Below are 17,653 nucleotides of genomic sequence, written 5' to 3'. Positions count from 1 at the left end.
GGCGCAGGTTCGCGGGGGCGAGGCGCAGGGCGGAGCCCAGCGAGCGCGCGCGGCGGCGCGCGTCGGAGCGGTTCGCCGCCGAAGGGCGCAGCGCGGCGCGCACGGCCGATCGCCCGGTGGCCGCCGTCGTACGGGCCACGGCGGTGAGCGCCACCCGAGCGGGCGCCGTGCGCAGGGCCACGAGCATCCGGTTGCGTTCATTGCTGAAACGGAATGTCTCGCTCCCGGTTCCGGATGACGCGGCGTGCGCGTGCCGAGCGGTGGCCCCCGGCTCGTACCGGATGCCCCAGCCGGCCCGGCGCAGACGCCACGACAGCTCGGTATCTTCGTAGTACATGAACAGGCTTTCGTCGAACAGGCCGGCCTGCTCCAGGGCCGTCGCGCGCAGCACGGCGGCACCGCCGCAGAGGCCGAACACCTCGCCGGCCGGGCGCGTCTCGCCCTCGGCGGCCGGTCGCAGCCAGTCGCGATCGCGGCCGTTGCCCGAACGGGTCATCTCGTTACCCGTGCTGTTCAGCAGCTCCACCCCGTCGTCGGCGGCGTCGTCCGCGACCCGCTGCCAGCGCGTGCCGTCTGCACTCACCAGCCCGGAGTCTGCCGCCGTTGCGCCTGCCGCACCTGCCCCGGCGCGCCGCCACCGCCCCTGCAGCACGATCCGGGCGGTCACGGCACCCGCCGTCGGCTCGGCCCACAGCGCACGCACCAGCCCGGCCACGAAGCCGGGCTCCGCCACGGCGTCGTTGTTCAGCAGCACGTAGGCATCGGCGGGGCACGCGCGGATTCCGGCGTTCACACCGGCGCCGAACCCCCCGTTGCGTCCGGCATCGACCACCAGATGCTGCGGATGGCGCGCGCGCAGCTCGTCGAGCGAGCCGTCGCCCGATCCGTTGTCCACGATCACGATCCGCAGCCGGATGCCCGGATGCGGGCCCTCACCGTGCAGCCCGGTCTGCCGTTCCAGCGACGCGACCGCCGCCGAGGTCAGTGCAGGCTGCCGCCAGTTCACCAGAACCGCCGTCACGGCGATCTCGGCGGCTGCGGGCGAACGGCGCGGCGCCATCTCAGGCTCCGAGAACGCGGATCTCCGGCTCGGCGTGCAGGATGCCGACGGCCAGATCGTAGTGCGGCACGTCGAACGACACGGCCTGCGGAACATCGGCGAGGTGCTTCTTCTCGGCATCCATCAGCGTGGAGTTGATGAAGTACTTGCCGGTGCCGAACTGCGCCCCGCGGATGATGAACTCCACCGTGCGCGGCTCGCGCAGGGTGCCCATCGACACGCCCAGGCGGAGCGAGGCGGTGCCGTAGACGGGCACGCCCTGCACGTTGTCGATCTGGATGGCGGCGATCCAGTCGTCCAGGCCCGTCGGATGCCGGTAGGTCACGCGCACCACGAGGTCGTCGCCCGGGCGCACCGGGTCGCCCTCGGCGCGGCCGGCGGCGTGCACCGTGGTGGAGAGGATCGAGCCGTTGTCGACCGGAACCTGCTCTTCGTGGGTGGCGTTGTGCGCCTCGGCCTCGTCGATGCGGCGCTCTTCGAGCACCTCACGGAAGTCGCGCACGGCCTCGTGCGGGGCGCCGTCGAACAGCACGGTGCCGCGGTTCAGCAGCACGGCACGGTCGCAGAACTCGGTGATCTGGCCCAGCGAGTGCGTGACCAGCACGATGGTGCGGCCCTCGCGCTGGAACGAGCGGATCTTGTCGAGGCACTTGCGCTGGAACGCCTCGTCGCCGACGGCCAGCACCTCGTCGACCAGCAGCAGGTCGGGGTCGACGTGCACGGCCACGGCGAAGGCGAGTCGCACGTACATGCCCGAGGAGTAGAACTTCACCTGGGTGTCGATGAAGTCCTTGATGCCCGAGAAGTCGACGATGTCGTCGAAGTAGAGGTCGGTCTGCTTGCGCGAGAGGCCGAGGATCGACGCGTTGAGGTACACGTTCTCGCGCCCGGTGAGGTCTTGGTGGAACCCGGCACCGAGCTCGAGCAGAGCCGCCAGGCGGCCACGGCGACGGATGGAGCCCGTGGTCGGCTGGATGATGCCGCCGATGGTCTTCAGCAGCGTCGACTTGCCCGATCCGTTCGGCCCGATCAGGCCGATGGTCTGGCCCGAGGTGATCTCGAGCGAGACGTTCTTCAGCGCCCAGAAGTCCTCTTTGAACTGCTTCGAACGGCCGGCGTTCACCAGGCGTTCCTTGAGGCTCTTCTCCTTGCGGATGATGAAGCGCTTCGAGACGTCGTTGACTTCGACGACGCGGGTATTACCGGCCACGGATCACAGCTCCTGTGCGAAGTCGCCCTGAAGGCGGCTGAAGACTCGTTGGGCGCCGAACAGTGCCAGCACCCCGATGGCGGCGGCGATCAGCATCCGCAGCGCCAGGTGGGGGAGGGGGACGCCGTTGGAGGCTTCGCTCCAGAAGGCCTCCTGGAAGCCGAGCACCGCCAGCGTGATGGGGGAGTTCACGTAGATCTCGAGCAGCCACTGCGGCAGCACCGAGGCGGCCTGCTGCCAGGAGTACAGGATGGGCGAGGCCCACATGAGCAGCAGCAGCACCACCTCGACCAGGTACTGGATGTCGCGCAGGTACACGTTCAGGGCGCCGAGCAGCAGCGCGATCGCGGTGCCCCAGATGAGGATCAGCACCAGGGAGCCGAGGCCGAACAGCAACTGCGGCCCGAACGACAGCGTGCCGATGATGCCCGCGGCGACGAGCAGGATGACCATCTGCACCACGAAGTTGAACAGCGCCGACCCGACGGCGGCGAGCGGGAAGATCTCCCGGGGGAGATAGACCTTCTTCACCAGACCCGCGTTGGCGATGATGGAGCCCGTGCCGGCGCCCACGATCTCGCTGAACAGCGTGTAGATGGTGAGCCCCGCGAAGATGTACACCGCGAAGTTGTCGATGTTGCGGGCGGCGCCCAGGAACTGGCCGATGACCAGGTAGTAGATGAACAGTTGGGTCAGCGGCTTGGCGAGGCTCCAGAGGAACCCGCCCGCGCTGTCCTTGTAGCGCGACTTCAGCTCACGGCTGGTCAGCAGCCCGAGCAGGCGGCGCTGGGCCCAGATCTCACGGACGGAGGCGACCGTACCGGTGACGCCCTTGCTGCTGCCGCCGGCGTACTGCCACGGTTCATCCTGCAGCCGGGCCGCTCGCGCGGCCGGGGACTCTAGTGCGGAGCCAGCCATATAACGGCCTCCAAGGCATATCGTGCGGCAGCCGGAAAACTGCCGCGTCTGAGGATACATGACGCCACTGCGCGCCCTTCCCAGTGACGCGGGCCGGGTCGGCGGGGAGTCAGGAGCGGGAGGCGCTGCGGTGGTTCAGGCGCGAGCGCACCTTGCCGGCGAGCGAGCCGAGGCCGCCGTTGGTGAGGTAGTGGCCGGCCAGTGCCAGGTCGCGGCGGATGCCGTGTCGACGGGTCGAGATGCGCTGGAACTTCTCTTCGGCCGTCACCGGGCGGGCGCGGCCGGGAGCGCCGCCGGCCAGCAGCGACGACGACGAGCCTCCGGATGCGCCGGAGTCGTCGGCGAGCGAGCCCAGCACACGGTCGGCGGCCGGATGCGGGTCCCGGCAGAATGCGACCAGTGGCTTGAGCGTCTCGTCCCAGGTGAACTGCTCGCGCACCCGGGCCACGGCGGCGACCGCCGCCTTGCGCTCGGGAGCCGAGTAGAGCATCCGCTCGAGGGCGTCGGCCAGGGCGTCGACGTCGCGCTCGGGCACGGAGACGCCGAGGCCCTCCTTCTCCACCAGGTCGCCGAAGCTGTCGCCGCGGGTCGTCACGATCGGCAGTCCCGCCCACAGGTAGTCGAGGATGCGGGTGCGGAACGAGAAGGTCGTCTCGATGTGCTCGAAGTGCGTGCTGACCCCCACATCCGCCTCCAGCAGGTAGTTCTGCCGGTCGTCGAGGTCGACCCAGGAGTCGTTGAAGAACACGTTCTTACCCGTCAGCCCGAGGTCGGCGGCGAGCTGCCTGGTCTTCTGCACCACGGCCATCTCGGGCACATCCGGGTTCGGATGCGTCACGCCCATGAAGAACAGCTTCACGTTCTTGCGGCGCTCGGCCAACTGCCCCACGGCCCGCACCAGCGTCAGGGTGTCGAACCAGTTGTAGATGCCGCCGCCCCAGATGATGACCTTGTCGGTCTTGCCGATGCCGGGCACCACGCCCCGGATGGCGTCGCGGGTGTGCCGGGGAGGCGTGGAGTCGAGCCCGAACGGGGCGAGCGAGATCAGCTGCTCGAGGGTGTCGTCGGCCGCGTAGTTGGCCGGGTTGATGCGGCCGAGCGCGGCCAGCTGACCGAGCCAGAACAGTCGCTGCCGCTCGGAGGCGCAGAGGAAGAAGTCGGCCCGGGCCAGCTGCTGGTTCAGCACGTCGGTGGCCGAGCGCACGATGTTCGTCCACCGCTCGGTGCCGAACTCGCGGCCCTGCTCGAGCTGCTCGAGGTGCATCGGGTCGTAGATGTCGGCCACGATGATCTTCTGCGACTTCTGCAGGGTGGTGAAGTGGTGCAGCGCGTAGCCCTGGAAGAAGATCACGTCGGCCCACTGCTCGTGCCGGCGCATCTGCCGCTCGTTCTGCAGCTGCACGTGCTCGACCTCGAAGCGGTCGGAGCTGCGGGCGGCGGCGTTCCAGGTGACGAGCCGCACGTCGTGCTCGGCCGAGAGGGCCTCGCTGATCTTCCAGGCGCGAAGCCCCGGCCCCGCCATCTTCTCGCCGAGCGCATCGCCCGTGATCACGAGGATGCGCCGCCGGTCGGTCGAGGCCTCGATCGAGAAGGCGTCGACCACGGCCCGGAAACCCGAGAGGTAGGAGGAACCGCCCAGCAGCGGGTGGATCATGTTGCCGAACAGCCGGAACAGCTCGCCGTCGGTGCGCCGGCGACCGGCCTGGATCGTGTCGCGCGAGACGCTCAGCGACTCCAGCTCCTCCACGAACTGGTCCAGCGCGAACAGCCCCGCCAGCGACTCCTTCGAGACGGGTGTCGTCTCGTCGAACTCGGCCGCGGCATCCGTGCGGTCGAAGCGGCGGATGTCGAAGGCCTGCGAGTCGAGGTCGCTCTTGGCGACCGCGCGCCGGGCCAGCAGCGCCATGGCGCCGGGCAGGAACCGCGCGAGGTTCTCGTCGGAGAGGTTCTTGTAGAGCGTGGCCAGCGCGTTGCGTTCGAGCAGGTAGCTCTCGCGGTACGGCCCGAAGCTGCGCATCGAGGCGTGGTGTTTGTGGAAGACCACGGATGCGGGTGCGAACCGCACCCGGAGCCCCGCGAGGTTCAGCCGCCAGCCGAGGTCGACGTCTTCGTAGAACATGAAGAAGCGCTCGTCGAAGCCGCCGGCCGCCTCGAAGGCCGAGGCCCGCACGAACAGGGCCGATCCGGTGCCGTAGAGGATGTCGCGCGGGGTCTGGAAGCGCTCGTCGTCGGGCTGGTTCTCGTGGTCTTTGTAGCCCATGCCGAACCAGGTGAGGCTGCCGCCGACGAAGTCGATCACCTTGCCCTCCCAGTCGAGCACCTTGCTGCCGACGGCGGCGACCGAGGGGCTGATGTCGAACTGCTCGAGCGCGCCCCGGATCCACTGCGGATGCGGCTTCGCATCCGAGTTGAGGAAGGCCACGAATTCGCCCCGGGCGGCCTGCGCGCCGAGGTTGGAACCGCCCGCGAAGCCGAGGTTCTCGGCCGACTCGATCACCCGAACACGATCGTCGCCGGCGAAGGCGGCGCCGAGGCGGGCCAGGCTGTCGTCGCCCGATCCGTTCTCCACCACCACGATGTCGAGTTTCCCGGCGGGCCAGTCGACGCCGGCGAGCTGCGAGACGCACTCGATCGTGTCGTCGGCCCCGCGGTAGTTGACGACCACCACGGACACGACGCCGGATTCGGCGGGCAACGCTCTCTGCTTCACCCGTTCAGCCTATCGCCGGTGCGCCTGGCGGCATCCGGAGCGGCCGTGCCTAGGATCGGTGCCATGGTTCGATCGACACTGCTCCGCCTCACCGTCAGCTCCCTCCTCGCCGTCTCGGCGGGCGTCGCACTGGCCGGCTGCGTCGACGGATCGGCGACGCCGACGAGCACCCCCACCCTCACCGCCAGCAGCACTCCCACGGCCACCGCCACGCCGACGCCGACCGCCACGAAGACGCCGACGGCCACTCCCACTCCTACGCCGACCCCCACCGCGCCGGAGATCGCACCGGTGAGCGTCGAGATCATCAACGCGGCCTACGATCCCTCTTCCTCGGCCATCTCGGTGGCCGGCATGGTGACCGACCTGGTGAGTTCCACCGGTGTCTGCATCGCCACCGCCACGCAAGACACCCAGTCGGCCTCGGCGCAGGCGCCCGGCATGGCGGATGCGGCCGTCACCTACTGCTCGAACCTCGCTATCGCGCTGCCCGCCGGCTCCACCGGCACCTGGACGGTCGAGCTCTCCTTCGCCGACTCGACGCACTCCGGCGCCACCAGCACGAGCGTCGAGGTCGGCTGAAGCGCGTTCCGCCGACTCCCGCGCTGACGCCCGCCGCTGAGCAGGGCTCGGCGCATTCGGCGCTCTCGCAGGCAGCGGCATCCGGAGCCGACTACGATGGGCTGGTTTCCCCTGTCGAAAGTGCGGTAGCAGCGATGAGCTCACGACTTCCTCCCACAGGCGACGTCGATGTCGCGAACGAACTGCGCGAACTCCGTCTCGAGGTCGCCGCTCTGCGTTCCCAGCTCGCCCGGCGTACCGCCGAGACCGAGGAGTACCGTCGGCGACTCCTGGCCGCCCGCAACCAGAGCGAGCGCTACAGCAGCCAGCTCAAGGCCTTGCGCGCCTCCACCTCGTGGTCGATCACCCGGCCGCTGCGGATGCGACGGCGCAAAGCCCTGAACAACGGCTGGACCTGATGGCCGGTACCGTTCTCGAGCAGGTTCTGCACCGCGTCGTCGTCGAGAGCCCGCGCAAGACGCTTCCGGCCGGCGACCGGGTGGCCGTGGTGGCGAGCTGGGGGCGTTCGTCCCGTGTGTCGCTGTCGCTGTCGTGGATGGTGGCCCGGCTGGAGGAGCAGGGCTACGCGGTCGTCGTGGTGCGCGCATCCGACGACACCGAGCCCCTGGACTGGTCCCGGGGTCCCGCGAACGACGCGATCGTCGTGCGGAAGCCCAACATCGGCTACGACTTCGGCTCGTGGGCCACGGGCCTCGAGCTGTTCCCGGCCATCCGCTCCAAGCGGTACGTGATCATCACCAACGACTCGCTGGTGGGCCCGTTCGGCAGCCTGGAGCCGATGGTCGCCGACTTCGAGAACTCCTACTACGACGTCTGGGGTGGCACCTGGACGAACCAGTACATGCCGCACCTGCAGAGCTTCCTGCTGGGGTTCCAGGGCGGGGTGCTGGATGACCCGGCGTTGCGCTACTTCTGGAAGAACCTGCCCGAGCAGCCCACCAAGTTCGACATCATCGACAAGTACGAGCTGGGCCTGAACCGCCTGCTGCAGGGCGAGGGGTTCGTCACCGGCGCCTGGTTCGGCTACGAGCAGGTCGTCGACTACACCCAGAACCCCACCATCCAGGGCTGGCGCGGCCTGCTGGAGCTCGGCTTCCCGTTCGTCAAACGGGAGCTGGTGACCAACCCCGGTATCGTGGGGGATGGTTTCCGGGTGCCCGCGGTCATCGCAGAGAAGTACGGCGTCGATCCGGTCGAGTGGATCTAACTAAGGGAACAATGAGACGAATCACCATCGGCGGGGTCAAGCGGCGAACGGGGCGCGCACTCAAGCGGGCCGGCGAGATCCTGGCGGATCCGCCCTCGAGCACGCGCGACGACGACTTCCCGGCGAGTTTCGGTGACTGGTCGTACAACCGCAGCGCCCGGCTGAAGGCGCTGTACCCGGGCGAGTGGAAGAAGCAGTTCCTCGCCGCGCCGCCCACCTCGCGCATCGCCGTGGTCGTGCACGTGTACTACACCGATCTCCTGCCGCAGATCCTCGAGTCGATCGCCGCCATCCCGGTGCCGTTCGACCTTCTGGTCACCAATGCGTCTGGCGAAGACGTCTCGATCGATGCTGCGGCACTGCCGAACGCCGACCGCGTTCAGATGTTCGCCCTGCCGAACCACGGCCGTGACATCCTGCCCCTGGTCTCGCTGGCGAACGCCGGCCTGCTCGACCCGTACGAGCTCGTGTTCAAGGTGCACACCAAGAAGAGCGCCTGGCGCGAGGCGCACGAAGAACTCGGCGGCTCGGGCGACCAGTGGCGCGAGGGCTTCTTCAGCGAGCTCGCCGGCTCGGTCGAGACCATCACGCGGGTGCTGAACGAATTCGCCACCGATCCCTCCCTCGGCATCCTCACCTCCACCGGCAACGTGCTCGGCCCGGAGTTCTGGGGTGGAGACCGCGACATCGTGGCGGCGCTGCTCGGCCGCATCCAGATCGACTTCGACGACGAGGCACTGCGCTTCGCCGCCGGCTCGATCTACTGGATCCGCGGCTTCCTTCTGCAGGGCCTGCGCGCCTTCGAGCTCGCGCCGGGCGACTTCGAGGAGGAGGCCGGTCAGGTCGACGCCACCACGGCGCACGGGATCGAGCGCATCCTGGGCATCGTGGCGGGCGAGGCGGGGTACGACATCCGCGACGCCTCGAGCCTTCCGGATGCCGCGACCGCCGCATCCGGTGCGGCCGGCAGCGCCTTCGAACGGTACCGCCCCGACACCGAGGTGCTGCCGCGCGCCCGGGTCATCCCGTTCTACCTGCCGCAGTTCCACACCTTCCCCGAGAACGACGAGTGGTGGGAGAAGGGCTTCACCGAGTGGTCGAACGTGGCCGCCGGCGTGCCGCTGTACCCGGGCCACATCCAGCCGTTCCTGCCGAGCGACCTCGGCTTCTACGATCTGCGCACGCCCGGCGTGCGCGACGCCCAGTACGAGCTCGCGGCCTCCGCGGGCATCGAGGGCTTCATGTACTACTACTACTGGTTCGCGGGCAAGAAGCTCATGGAGATGCCGGTCGAAGACCTGGTGGCCGGCTCCGGCGACCAGCCGTTCTGCATCATGTGGGCCAACGAGAACTGGACCCGACGCTGGGACGGCAGCGAGAAGAACATCTTGATCGCCCAGGACTACGACCGGGTGCCGGCCAAGCAGTTCATCCACGACGTGCTGCCGTTGATCACCGATCCGCGCTACATCCGGATCGACGGCAAGCCGGTGATCGCGGTGTACCGCATCACCCAGATCCCGGATCACGTCGAGACGGTCGCCTACTGGCGTCAGGTCGCCGAGGAGGCCGGGCTGCCCGGTCTGACGATGGTGACGGTCGACGTGGGCGGGTCGATGCAGGGCATCGAGGGTGGTGTGGCCGAGCACGGCCTCGACGCCTCGCTCGAGTTCGCGCCGCACAACATGTTCTGGTCGTCGCTCCCGCGACTCGGCCGTGGGCTCGACGAGCGCTTCCAGGGCAACTTCCTGAGCTACGGCGCGATGGCCTCCGCGGCGGAGGACAAGCTGAACAGCGCGTCGCCGGAGGGCCGCTACCCGGGCGTCATGGTGAACTTCGACAACACGGCCCGCCGGCAGTGGCAGCCCGACATGTGGTACGGATCGAACCCGTTCACGTTCCGTCGCTGGCTCAACACCACCGTCTCGTCGGTGGCCGACCGTGAGCGCGACCAGCGCGTGGTCTTCATCAACGCCTGGAACGAGTGGGCCGAGGGCGCCGTGCTCGAGCCCTCGCAGCGCTGGGGCCGCACCTACCTCCTGGCCGTGCGCGACGTGCTCTTCCGCTAGCGCGTTCTCGTCCCACTCTCGCAACTCAGCGGAGGGTCAGCGGCTCAGCAGGGTGGAGATGCGCTCGGCGAGGGCGTGCCGCAGCTCGGGGGTGATCGGCTCGCTGCCGAAGGCGTCGTACGACCAGAGGCCGTCGGCGGCCAGGCGCAGCACGAAGCGGTCGAACTCCGCCGGGTCGGCCGCCGCCTGCTCGGGCGTCGGCGTCCAGCGCCGCTGCACGGTGTTCCACGGTTCGGCGAGCCGCGGATCCGACGACGACTCGATCACCAGGGCGAACTCCGCGCCGCTCACCGACTCCATCGCGACCCGGGCGTAGGCGGCGATCCGCTCGTCGGGTGTGGCCTCGGCCGCGGTCTTGCCGGCCGCCTCTTCCAGCTGCGCCTCCCAGCGGGCCGATTCGAACTCCTGCAGCGCGAGCATCAGGGCGTCTTTGTCGCGGAAGTGGTACATCATCCCGCCGCGGGTGAGCCCGGCCTCCTCGGCCGTGGCCTCGAGGGTGAGGCGGCGGACTCCGTCGCGTTCGACCACGCGGGTCGCGGCCTCCAGGATGCGGGTGCGGTTGTTGGGGCGCATGGGTCCATCCTCCTGCAGTGGCCGGGCTTCCGGGGGCGGCGGCCGCCGCTCAGTGTGCGGCGAGGGCTGTGGCATCCGTGCGGCGGAGCATGAGCCAGGTGAGGATCGCGCCTCCCACCAGCACGGCCGCGACGATCGCCATCACCACGGGGTAGCCGCTCTCGATCGAGAAGATGAGGTTGCCGAGCACGGCGACGGCCACCAGTCCGCCGAACTCGTACGACACCTCCTCCACCGAGGAGGCCATGCCCGCCCGGTGCCGCGGCGCGCTCCCGACGATCGCCGACGAGGCCGAGGCCATCACGAAGCCGAGCCCGATGCCGGCCAGCACGAGCCCTACCACCAGACCTCCCCAGCCCAGCGGCAGCAGCGCGATAGCGAGCACGACGCCCGACGCGGCGATCGCGAGCCCGCCGGCGATCAGCATCCGCGGGCCGACCCGGTGCAGGATCGCGCCGCCGAGCAGGGAGCTCGGCAGCGAACCCACCGCGAACGAGACGACGATCAGACCCGCCTGCAGCGGGGTGAAACCGGCCACCACCTGGAAGTACTGCGAGGTCGCCAGCTCGACGCCGGCCACCGCGAACAGCGAGAGCCCGGCGGCCACGACGCCCGCGCTGAGGGCCGGGATGCGGAACAGCGTGAGATCCAGCAGCGGGTAGGGCAGTCGCCGCTGGCGGCGGATGAACAGGGCGAACGCGATCGCCCCGATCACGGCCGCGACGGTGACGACCAGCCACGAGGGATCCGTCTTGGTGGCCTCCTTCAGCGCCACCACGAGGCCGCCGAGTCCGAGCATGGCCTGCACGGACGAGAGCAGATCCCAGGGCCGCGATCGATCGCGGTCGCCGCCCGGTGCGACGATCAGCGCGGCCACCAGGGCGACCACCACCACCGGCACGTTCACCAGGAACACCGATCCCCACCAGAACCACTCCAGCAGCGCACCGCCCACGATCGGGCCGAGGGCCGCGCCCAGCACGGCGACGCTGCCCCACACGCTGATCGCGATGTTGCGCTCGCGCTGGTCGTCGAAACCCACCCGGATGAGCGCGAGCGTGGCCGGCATCATGGCCGCCGCGCCCACGGCGAGCAGACCCCGGGCCGCGATCAGCACCTCGGGGGTGGGGGAGAAGGCGGCGAGCAGCGAAGCCGCGCCGAAGACGACGAGGCCGATCACGAACATCCGCTTGTGCCCGATCCGGTCGCCGAGCGTTCCAGCACCAAGCAGCAGGCCGGCCATCACCAAGGGGTAGGCGTTGATGATCCAGAGGCTCTCGGTCGGGTTCGCCCCGAGTTCGCGGGTCAGCGTGGGCAGCGCCGTGTACAGCACCGAATTGTCGATCGTGATCAGCAGCAGCCCCGCCGAAACGGTCGCCAACAGGATCCACCGCGTCTTCATCTGGGCACTCATCCTCTAACTATACATTCATGAATGTAAAGTTTGAAAGTGAGCGCGACTCGCCGGAGATCAGGAGGTCGGGAGCGAATTCGAAGGCGTTCCCTAGGATGAATTCATGAGACGCCGTTCGACCAGGGGAATACTTGCGGCCGGACTGAGCGTGATTCTGGCCGCGGCCGGGCTCGTCGCCACCGCATCCCCCGCCTCCGCCGTTCCCGCCCCGCAGGCCGTCATGCAGGCCAACGCCTCCGACTTCGACCCGGGCAACATCATCTCGGATGCCAACTTCTTCAACGGCGGAGCCATGTCGGCGCAGGCCGTGCAGAACTTCCTCAACTCCCAGGTCTCCAGCTGCCGTTCCGGCTACACCTGCGTGAAGGACTACACGCAGACGACCTGGACGCGCTCCGCCGACGCGATGTGCAACAGCTACACCGGCGCCTCCAACGAGTCGGCGGCGACGATCATCGCCAAGGTGGGCAAGGCCTGCAACGTGAGCCAGTCCGTGCTGATCGTGCTGCTGCAGAAGGAGCAGTCGCTGATCACCGACACCGCTCCGAGCGCCCGCCAGTACGCGGCGGCGACCGGCTTCGCCTGCCCCGACACCGCGCCCTGCGACGCCGAGTTCACCGGCTTCTACAACCAGGTCTACAAGGCGGCCTGGCAGTACAAGCGCTACTCGAACCCGCCCGGCACCACCGCCTTCTTCACCTGGTTCCCCGTGGGCAAGTACGCCAACGTGCGCTACCACCCCGACGCGAACTGCGGATCCTCGCCGGTGCTGATCCAGAACCAGGCCACCGCGGGTCTGTACTACTACACGCCGTACCAGCCCAACGCGACGGCGATGTCGAACGTCTACGGCGGCCAGAACGACGGATGCTCCTCCTACGGCAACCGCAACTTCTGGCGTCTGTACACCGACTGGTTCGGCGACCCGCGCGGCTCGAACAACCCGAACGGCGCGTTCGACACGGCCGTCGCCGTGGCCGCCGGCATCCAGGTCACCGGCTGGGCCGTCGACCCCTCCAGCAGCAACCCGGTCGGCGTCACGGTCACCGTCGACGGCGTGGCCACCGCAGCCACCGCCGACGTGCGGCTGGACTGGATCCCCGCCCTCTACCCCAACGCCGGCGTGAACCACGGGTTCGACACCATCGTGAATGCGAGCGCCGGCAACCACACGGTCTGCGTGTCGAAGTCGAACGGCATCGACCTCGGCTGCAAGTCGGTCAAGGTGCCGAGCACCACGGCGATGGGCTACCTCGACGTCGCCGACGGCGTCGTGGGCGGCGTGCACATCTCCGGCTGGTCGCTGAACAAGGCCGCGGGCGGCCAGACCTACATCTGGGTCGACGTCGACGGATCCGGCACCGCTTACAAGGTCGACAAGAACCTGAGCTGGACGCCGGGGCTGTACCCCAACATCGGCAACCTGCACGGCTACGACCGGGTCATCCCGGCCGGCCCCGGAACACACCGGGTCTGCGTCTACGGCTACGCCTCGGCGCTGCTGGGCTGCAAGACCGCCTACGTGCCCTCGAACGAGGCCGGAGCGGTGCAGTCGGTCACCGGCGTGCAGGGCGGCATCACGGTCGCCGGCTGGAGCCTGGACAAGCGCTCCACCGCTGCCACCTACGTCTGGATCAACGTCGACGGATCGGGCCGCGGCTACCTCGCCAACAAGGCCAACGACGCCGCGGGCAAGGCCTACCCGTCCTCCGGCAAGAACCACGGCTTCAGCGAGACCATCGCGGCCTCACCCGGAAAGCACACGGTCTGCGTCTTCGGCACGCTCGAGTCGTCGTCGTACGGCTGCCAGACCGTCACCGTGCCCAACAACGAGGTCGGCAGCTTCGACACGGTCTCGGCGACGATGGGCAAGATCAGCGTCACCGGCTGGTCGCTGGATCAGCGCAACTCCAAGTCGACCTACGTGTGGGTGACGATCGACGGCAACGGCGGCCCGCTGCTGGCCAACCAGACGCTGACCTGGATTCCGAACCTCTACCCGAAGTCGGGCCCGAACCACGGGTTCTCCGGAACCTTCTCGGCCTCGGCCGGCCCGCACACGGTCTGCGTGACGGGCACCTCGGAGCAAGTGTCCTACGGCTGCAAGACGGTCACCGTTCCCTCCAGCGGGGCCGCGAGCTGGGACTCGGCCACCACGGCCGACCGCACCATCAAGCTCAGCGGCTGGGCGGTCGACCGCCTGAGCACCGCCGTCACCTACATCTGGGTGACGGTCGACGGCAAGGGTGGCCCGTACCGCGCCGACAAGTCGCTCTCCTGGATCAACGGCTACTTCCCGGGGGTCGGGTCGAACCACGGCTTCGACCTCTCGATCCCGGCCACGGCCGGCAAGCACACGGTCTGCGTGACGCACTCCTATGACAACACCAGCCTCGGCTGCCGCGATGTGGACGTGCCGTCGACCGGTGCCGCCAGCATCGACTCGGTCACCGGGGTGAAGGGCGGCATCCGCGTCACCGGTTGGTCGGTGAACCGGTCGACGAACGAGCGCACCTACGTCTGGGCCTCGGTCGACGGCGGCGGAGCCACCCCGATCTCGGCCAGCCTGCCGCTCGGCTGGATCGACGCCTACTTCCCGGGCGTCGGACCGAACCACGGCATCGACGCGATCGTTCCGGCCTCGTCGGGTAGCCACAAGATCTGCCTCACGGCCGGCTTCGACGGCCGCGACCTCGGCTGCTCGACGGTCACTGTCCCCTGACCCGGAGCCCGCCTCAGCGGGCGGGTGCGCGGGCGGCTCTGCGGGTGCCGGCCAGCTCGTCGGGCGAGCTCATCCGCTCGCCTCGGCGGGCCAGCAGCAGCGGCACCACCAGCAGGAACAGCAGTCCGACGAAGCTCACCAGCGCTGCGCTCGGGGAGAACCGCGAGGTCGGATCGTAGAGGTCGCGGAAGTACAGCGTCACGCCGAACGCGGCCTGCACGCACAGCAGCACCACTCCGGTGCGCGGCGCCCACTCGAGCAGCCAGGCGAACGGCACCATGGTGAGCACGAGGATCCAGGCGTGCGAGCCGTGCGGCACGATCGCCTGGTTGGGGGTGAACAGCACGAGCACCCAGATCACGACGGATGCCAGCATCCCGCCGAGCAGCACCAGCCGTGGCCGTTCCGACGTGCTGAGGCTGCGCCACCGGCCGGCCAGGCTCACCACGGCCATGGTCAGCAGCACGGTCGCGATGATCCCGATCGCGAACATCGTGCTCGTCCAGTCCTCGACCCGGAACACCACGGTGAGGTCGGCCTTCGGATCGCTGAACTGGGCGAAGCGATCGGAGCCGAACAGAGTCGAGAGGTTCTGCAGCCGGTTGGCGAGGAACTGCGAGAAGGTCAGCGACGAGTACTGATCGACGAAGGCCTGCAGGAAGGAACGGGGGTCGATCTGGGTGATCCCGGCCAGGTGCCACTTCAGCAGCCGGTCGCCGGGCGGGTCGACGAACCGCTGGTAGATGATCCACGGCGCGTAGAGCACGAGTCCCGCGCCGATCGCGATCCCGATGCCCGCGAGACTGCGGCGCAGCGGCCGGCCGCGCAACGCGTACACGCCGACGATCAGCAGCACGGGGATGGTGAAGGCGGCGGCGCCGTGGGCGAGCACGGCGAAGACCGCGGCGAGGATGGCCGATCCGAAGTACACGGCGAAGCGCTCGGGGGTCTTCTTCGCCGCCAGCAGGAAGGCCAGCGCGGCCAGCACAAGGGCGGCCGACAGCATCTTCGGCCAGGTGAAGACCGTGTTGACCATGACCGTGGGGATGATCAGGGCGAACACGAGGCCGCCGACCGCCGTCCAGCGGCGGAACGACAGCATCCGCAGCAGCGCGTAGCCGGCGGGCACCCACAACAGCTGCGGCAGCATGTCGAAGGCGAACGAGGTGGCTTCGGGGATCTCCTCGACGGGGGAATGGCCCGTGAGCAGCTGGGCGAGCCCGACGATCGGCCGCATCAGCAGGCCGAAGCCGGACTGCAGCGGTGGCCGGTCGCCGCCGTTCCAGTCGCCGAGCATGGCGTGGGTGGGCTGGCCGGCTACGAGGTGCTGCCCGAAGATGCCGGGCAGCAGGTTGTCGGCCGGCATCCGGAAGTGGAAGAAGCGGGTCGGAACGACGTCGTACACGCCTCCGTCGGTGCCCCAGAGGTAGGTGAAGCCCAGGTAGAACACGATCGCGCCCACGATGAGGGCGCCGATCGGCAGGGCCTGGCGCCATTCCCGCCACAGCCCGCCCTGCACGAAGGCCACCAGAGCGGCGACGAGTGCCGCGCTGCCGAACACCACGCCGACGGCCGGCGCGATCCAGTAGGCCAGGAACGCGAGCCAGGAGATGAGTGCAAGCACGAGCACGCCGTACAAGGGCCCGACCAGAGGATTCGCGAGCCACAGGCGTCTCGTGACGGTCATCCCGGCGGTGACCACGATGGTCGCGGGGATGGTGAAGGCCAGGACCGCGAGCAGGATGATCCAAAGTGACATGAGACCTGAATTCTACAAGTGTACAAATCCCCTGATGTGCGCCGCGCGGGAACCCTATCATCCCGATTCGGGAGGATTCCTCACGTTAGTTCTGCAGGATCCGCTCGCACGGAACGATGAACGAGAACCCCTGCGGCGCGATCGGCACCGCGACCGACGTCGTCGGCGTGGCGGTGCAGGCGCTCTGGAACTTAACGACCGAGGCCGACAGGGGCGGCACGTTCGCCTTGTAGGCCGGCACCTGGTAGTTGAACACCCCGGGAAGCAGCAGCAGAACGGCGACCACCCCGATCCCGACGGCCCGCCCGGCACGTCGTCCTCGAGACAGCTCCCGCCCGCCCGAGGGCAGCCACACGCTGAGCATCGCCACCAGCGAGACGAGCAGCAGCAGGGTCGGGACCACGAGATAGCGGCCGCCCCAGTACACCTCCACGCCGATCGGCTGCAGGCCGAAGCGGTTCCAGGTGAGCACCGCCACGACGGCGTAGAAGCCGAGCGAGCCGGCCAGTGCGAGGGCCGCGAGGCCGCTGCGGCGCCAGCGCACGACGATCAGCACGGCCAGGGCGAGAACGACCACCCCGGCCAGGACGACCACCGGATGGCGGCCCAGTTCGTTGTACAGGGTCGTGCCGGCCTGCTGGCCGAGCAGGTCGCCCCAGACCACCCGCACGAGGTACGTGGTCAGCTGCAGCACCGGCGACACCTGCGGATCGCCGCGGTCGCGCTCGGTGCCCGACACCACGATCAGCTGGATCGCCGCGGCCACCACGAAGACCACGCTGACCACGTTCTCGCGCAGCTTCGGCAGGGTGATGACCCGAGCGAGTACGAAGGGCGTGAACGCGAGCGACAGCGGGTCGCTCATCACCGAGGCCACGATCAGCAGCGAGGCGAAGACGATGCGGAAGACGCCGGCCGCCCCGGGGCCGCTCCGCGCGGAGACCGCCATGAACAGCCCGAACATCAGCAGCCAGTGCGAGTTCGAGACGTTGGTGGCCACCTCCATCGAGCCGATCGGCAGCACCAGCACGAGCAGCCAGAGCACCCAGCGCAGCGGATCCTGGATGCGGCCCCGCGTGAACACGAACGCCGAGAGGGCCACGGCCGACCAGACGGCGGCCCCGCACAGGTTCATGCCGAGGCCGAGGTGGCTGGTCGGCACGATCGCCGCCACCAGCTGCGCCGCGGTGCGCGGCACCAGGTGCATGTAGCCGGCGTAGGGGGTGAAGAGGTTCGTGAGGTAGTCGACGCGGAACGCCGACGTCAGGAACTGATTGCCGTCTTCGGCCCAGAGCACGTTCCACTGATCCGACGGAAGTCGGGTCAGCGCCACCAGGATGCCGGCAGCGAACATCAGGACGACGACGATGCCGGCGCGCCAGAGAGGTCGCGGCGCGGCCGCCACGGGTCCGAAGATCCACGTGGCGAG

At 69.1% G+C, this 17,653-nt stretch carries 13 protein-coding genes; 5 read left to right on the top strand and 8 right to left on the bottom strand.

The window, feature by feature from the left end:
- The 4 genes from Q0D75_RS16090 to Q0D75_RS16075 form a co-directional block, all read right to left on the bottom strand.
- Nucleotides 1–1,060 (bottom strand): glycosyltransferase family 2 protein (locus tag Q0D75_RS16090; protein ID WP_291055633.1); only part of this gene is annotated, 1,060 nt, incomplete at its 3' end.
- A gap of 1 nt (nt 1,061) precedes the next feature.
- A complete protein-coding gene (locus Q0D75_RS16085) occupies nt 1,062–2,270 on the bottom strand; it encodes an ABC transporter ATP-binding protein (RefSeq protein ID WP_291055630.1) in 1,209 nt (402 codons plus the stop codon).
- A gap of 3 nt (nt 2,271–2,273) precedes the next feature.
- Nucleotides 2,274–3,188 carry an ABC transporter permease gene (locus Q0D75_RS16080; RefSeq protein ID WP_291055628.1) on the bottom strand — a complete coding sequence of 305 codons (915 nt, stop codon included), beginning with the start codon at nt 3,186–3,188 and terminating at the stop codon, nt 2,274–2,276.
- A 109-nt stretch (nt 3,189–3,297) separates the two neighbouring features.
- Nucleotides 3,298–5,898: a glycosyltransferase gene (locus Q0D75_RS16075; RefSeq protein WP_291055626.1), complete on the bottom strand. Its 2,601-nt coding sequence runs from the start codon at nt 5,896–5,898 to the stop codon at nt 3,298–3,300.
- Between the two features lie 63 nt (nt 5,899–5,961).
- On the opposite strand from Q0D75_RS16075, the gene Q0D75_RS16070 reads away from it, so the two are divergent.
- The 4 genes from Q0D75_RS16070 to Q0D75_RS16055 all read left to right on the top strand — a co-directional run bounded on the left by Q0D75_RS16070 (nt 5,962) and on the right by Q0D75_RS16055 (nt 9,756).
- Complete coding sequence (locus tag Q0D75_RS16070; protein ID WP_291055623.1) at nt 5,962–6,480, top strand: hypothetical protein; 519 nt, start codon at nt 5,962–5,964, stop codon at nt 6,478–6,480.
- Nucleotides 6,481–6,614: 134 nt separating this feature from the next.
- Complete coding sequence (locus tag Q0D75_RS16065; RefSeq protein WP_291055621.1) at nt 6,615–6,878, top strand: hypothetical protein; 264 nt, start codon at nt 6,615–6,617, stop codon at nt 6,876–6,878.
- On the top strand, nt 6,878–7,687 hold the full coding sequence (locus Q0D75_RS16060; RefSeq protein ID WP_291055619.1) for a rhamnan synthesis F family protein: 810 nt from the start codon (nt 6,878–6,880) through the stop codon (nt 7,685–7,687). Before Q0D75_RS16065 ends, Q0D75_RS16060 begins: the two co-directional genes overlap by 1 nt.
- Nucleotides 7,688–7,698: 11 nt before the next feature.
- A complete protein-coding gene (locus tag Q0D75_RS16055; RefSeq protein ID WP_291055618.1) occupies nt 7,699–9,756 on the top strand; it encodes a glycoside hydrolase family 99-like domain-containing protein in 2,058 nt (685 codons plus the stop codon).
- 36 nt (nt 9,757–9,792) lie between these two features.
- Here Q0D75_RS16055 and Q0D75_RS16050 read toward each other — a convergent pair whose 3' ends face one another.
- Together Q0D75_RS16050 and Q0D75_RS16045 are read right to left on the bottom strand one after the other, a co-directional pair.
- Nucleotides 9,793–10,329, bottom strand: coding sequence for a TetR/AcrR family transcriptional regulator (locus Q0D75_RS16050; protein ID WP_291055617.1), 537 nt, complete (start codon nt 10,327–10,329; stop codon nt 9,793–9,795).
- Nucleotides 10,330–10,378: 49 nt separating this feature from the next.
- A complete protein-coding gene (locus tag Q0D75_RS16045; RefSeq protein ID WP_291055616.1) occupies nt 10,379–11,743 on the bottom strand; it encodes an MFS transporter in 1,365 nt (454 codons plus the stop codon).
- A 103-nt stretch (nt 11,744–11,846) separates the two neighbouring features.
- On the opposite strand from Q0D75_RS16045, the gene Q0D75_RS16040 reads away from it, so the two are divergent.
- Nucleotides 11,847–14,465 carry a hypothetical protein gene (locus Q0D75_RS16040; RefSeq protein WP_291055614.1) on the top strand — a complete coding sequence of 873 codons (2,619 nt, stop codon included), beginning with the start codon at nt 11,847–11,849 and terminating at the stop codon, nt 14,463–14,465.
- 13 nt (nt 14,466–14,478) lie between these two features.
- On the opposite strand, the gene Q0D75_RS16035 is transcribed toward Q0D75_RS16040, so the two are convergent.
- Complete coding sequence (locus Q0D75_RS16035) at nt 14,479–16,224, bottom strand: DUF6541 family protein (RefSeq protein WP_291055613.1); 1,746 nt, start codon at nt 16,222–16,224, stop codon at nt 14,479–14,481.
- Nucleotides 16,225–16,309: 85 nt separating this feature from the next.
- Complete coding sequence (locus Q0D75_RS16030; protein WP_291055610.1) at nt 16,310–17,629, bottom strand: hypothetical protein; 1,320 nt, start codon at nt 17,627–17,629, stop codon at nt 16,310–16,312.
- Nucleotides 17,630–17,653: the final 24 nt, after the last annotated feature.

Origin of the sequence: Herbiconiux sp., assembly GCF_023264855.1 — a bacterium.
In the GTDB taxonomy this organism is placed as follows: Bacteria; Actinomycetota; Actinomycetes; order Actinomycetales; family Microbacteriaceae; genus Herbiconiux.
The sequence above is the reverse complement of the archived record's forward strand: the minus strand, read 5'-3'. Positions and strand labels throughout refer to the sequence as shown.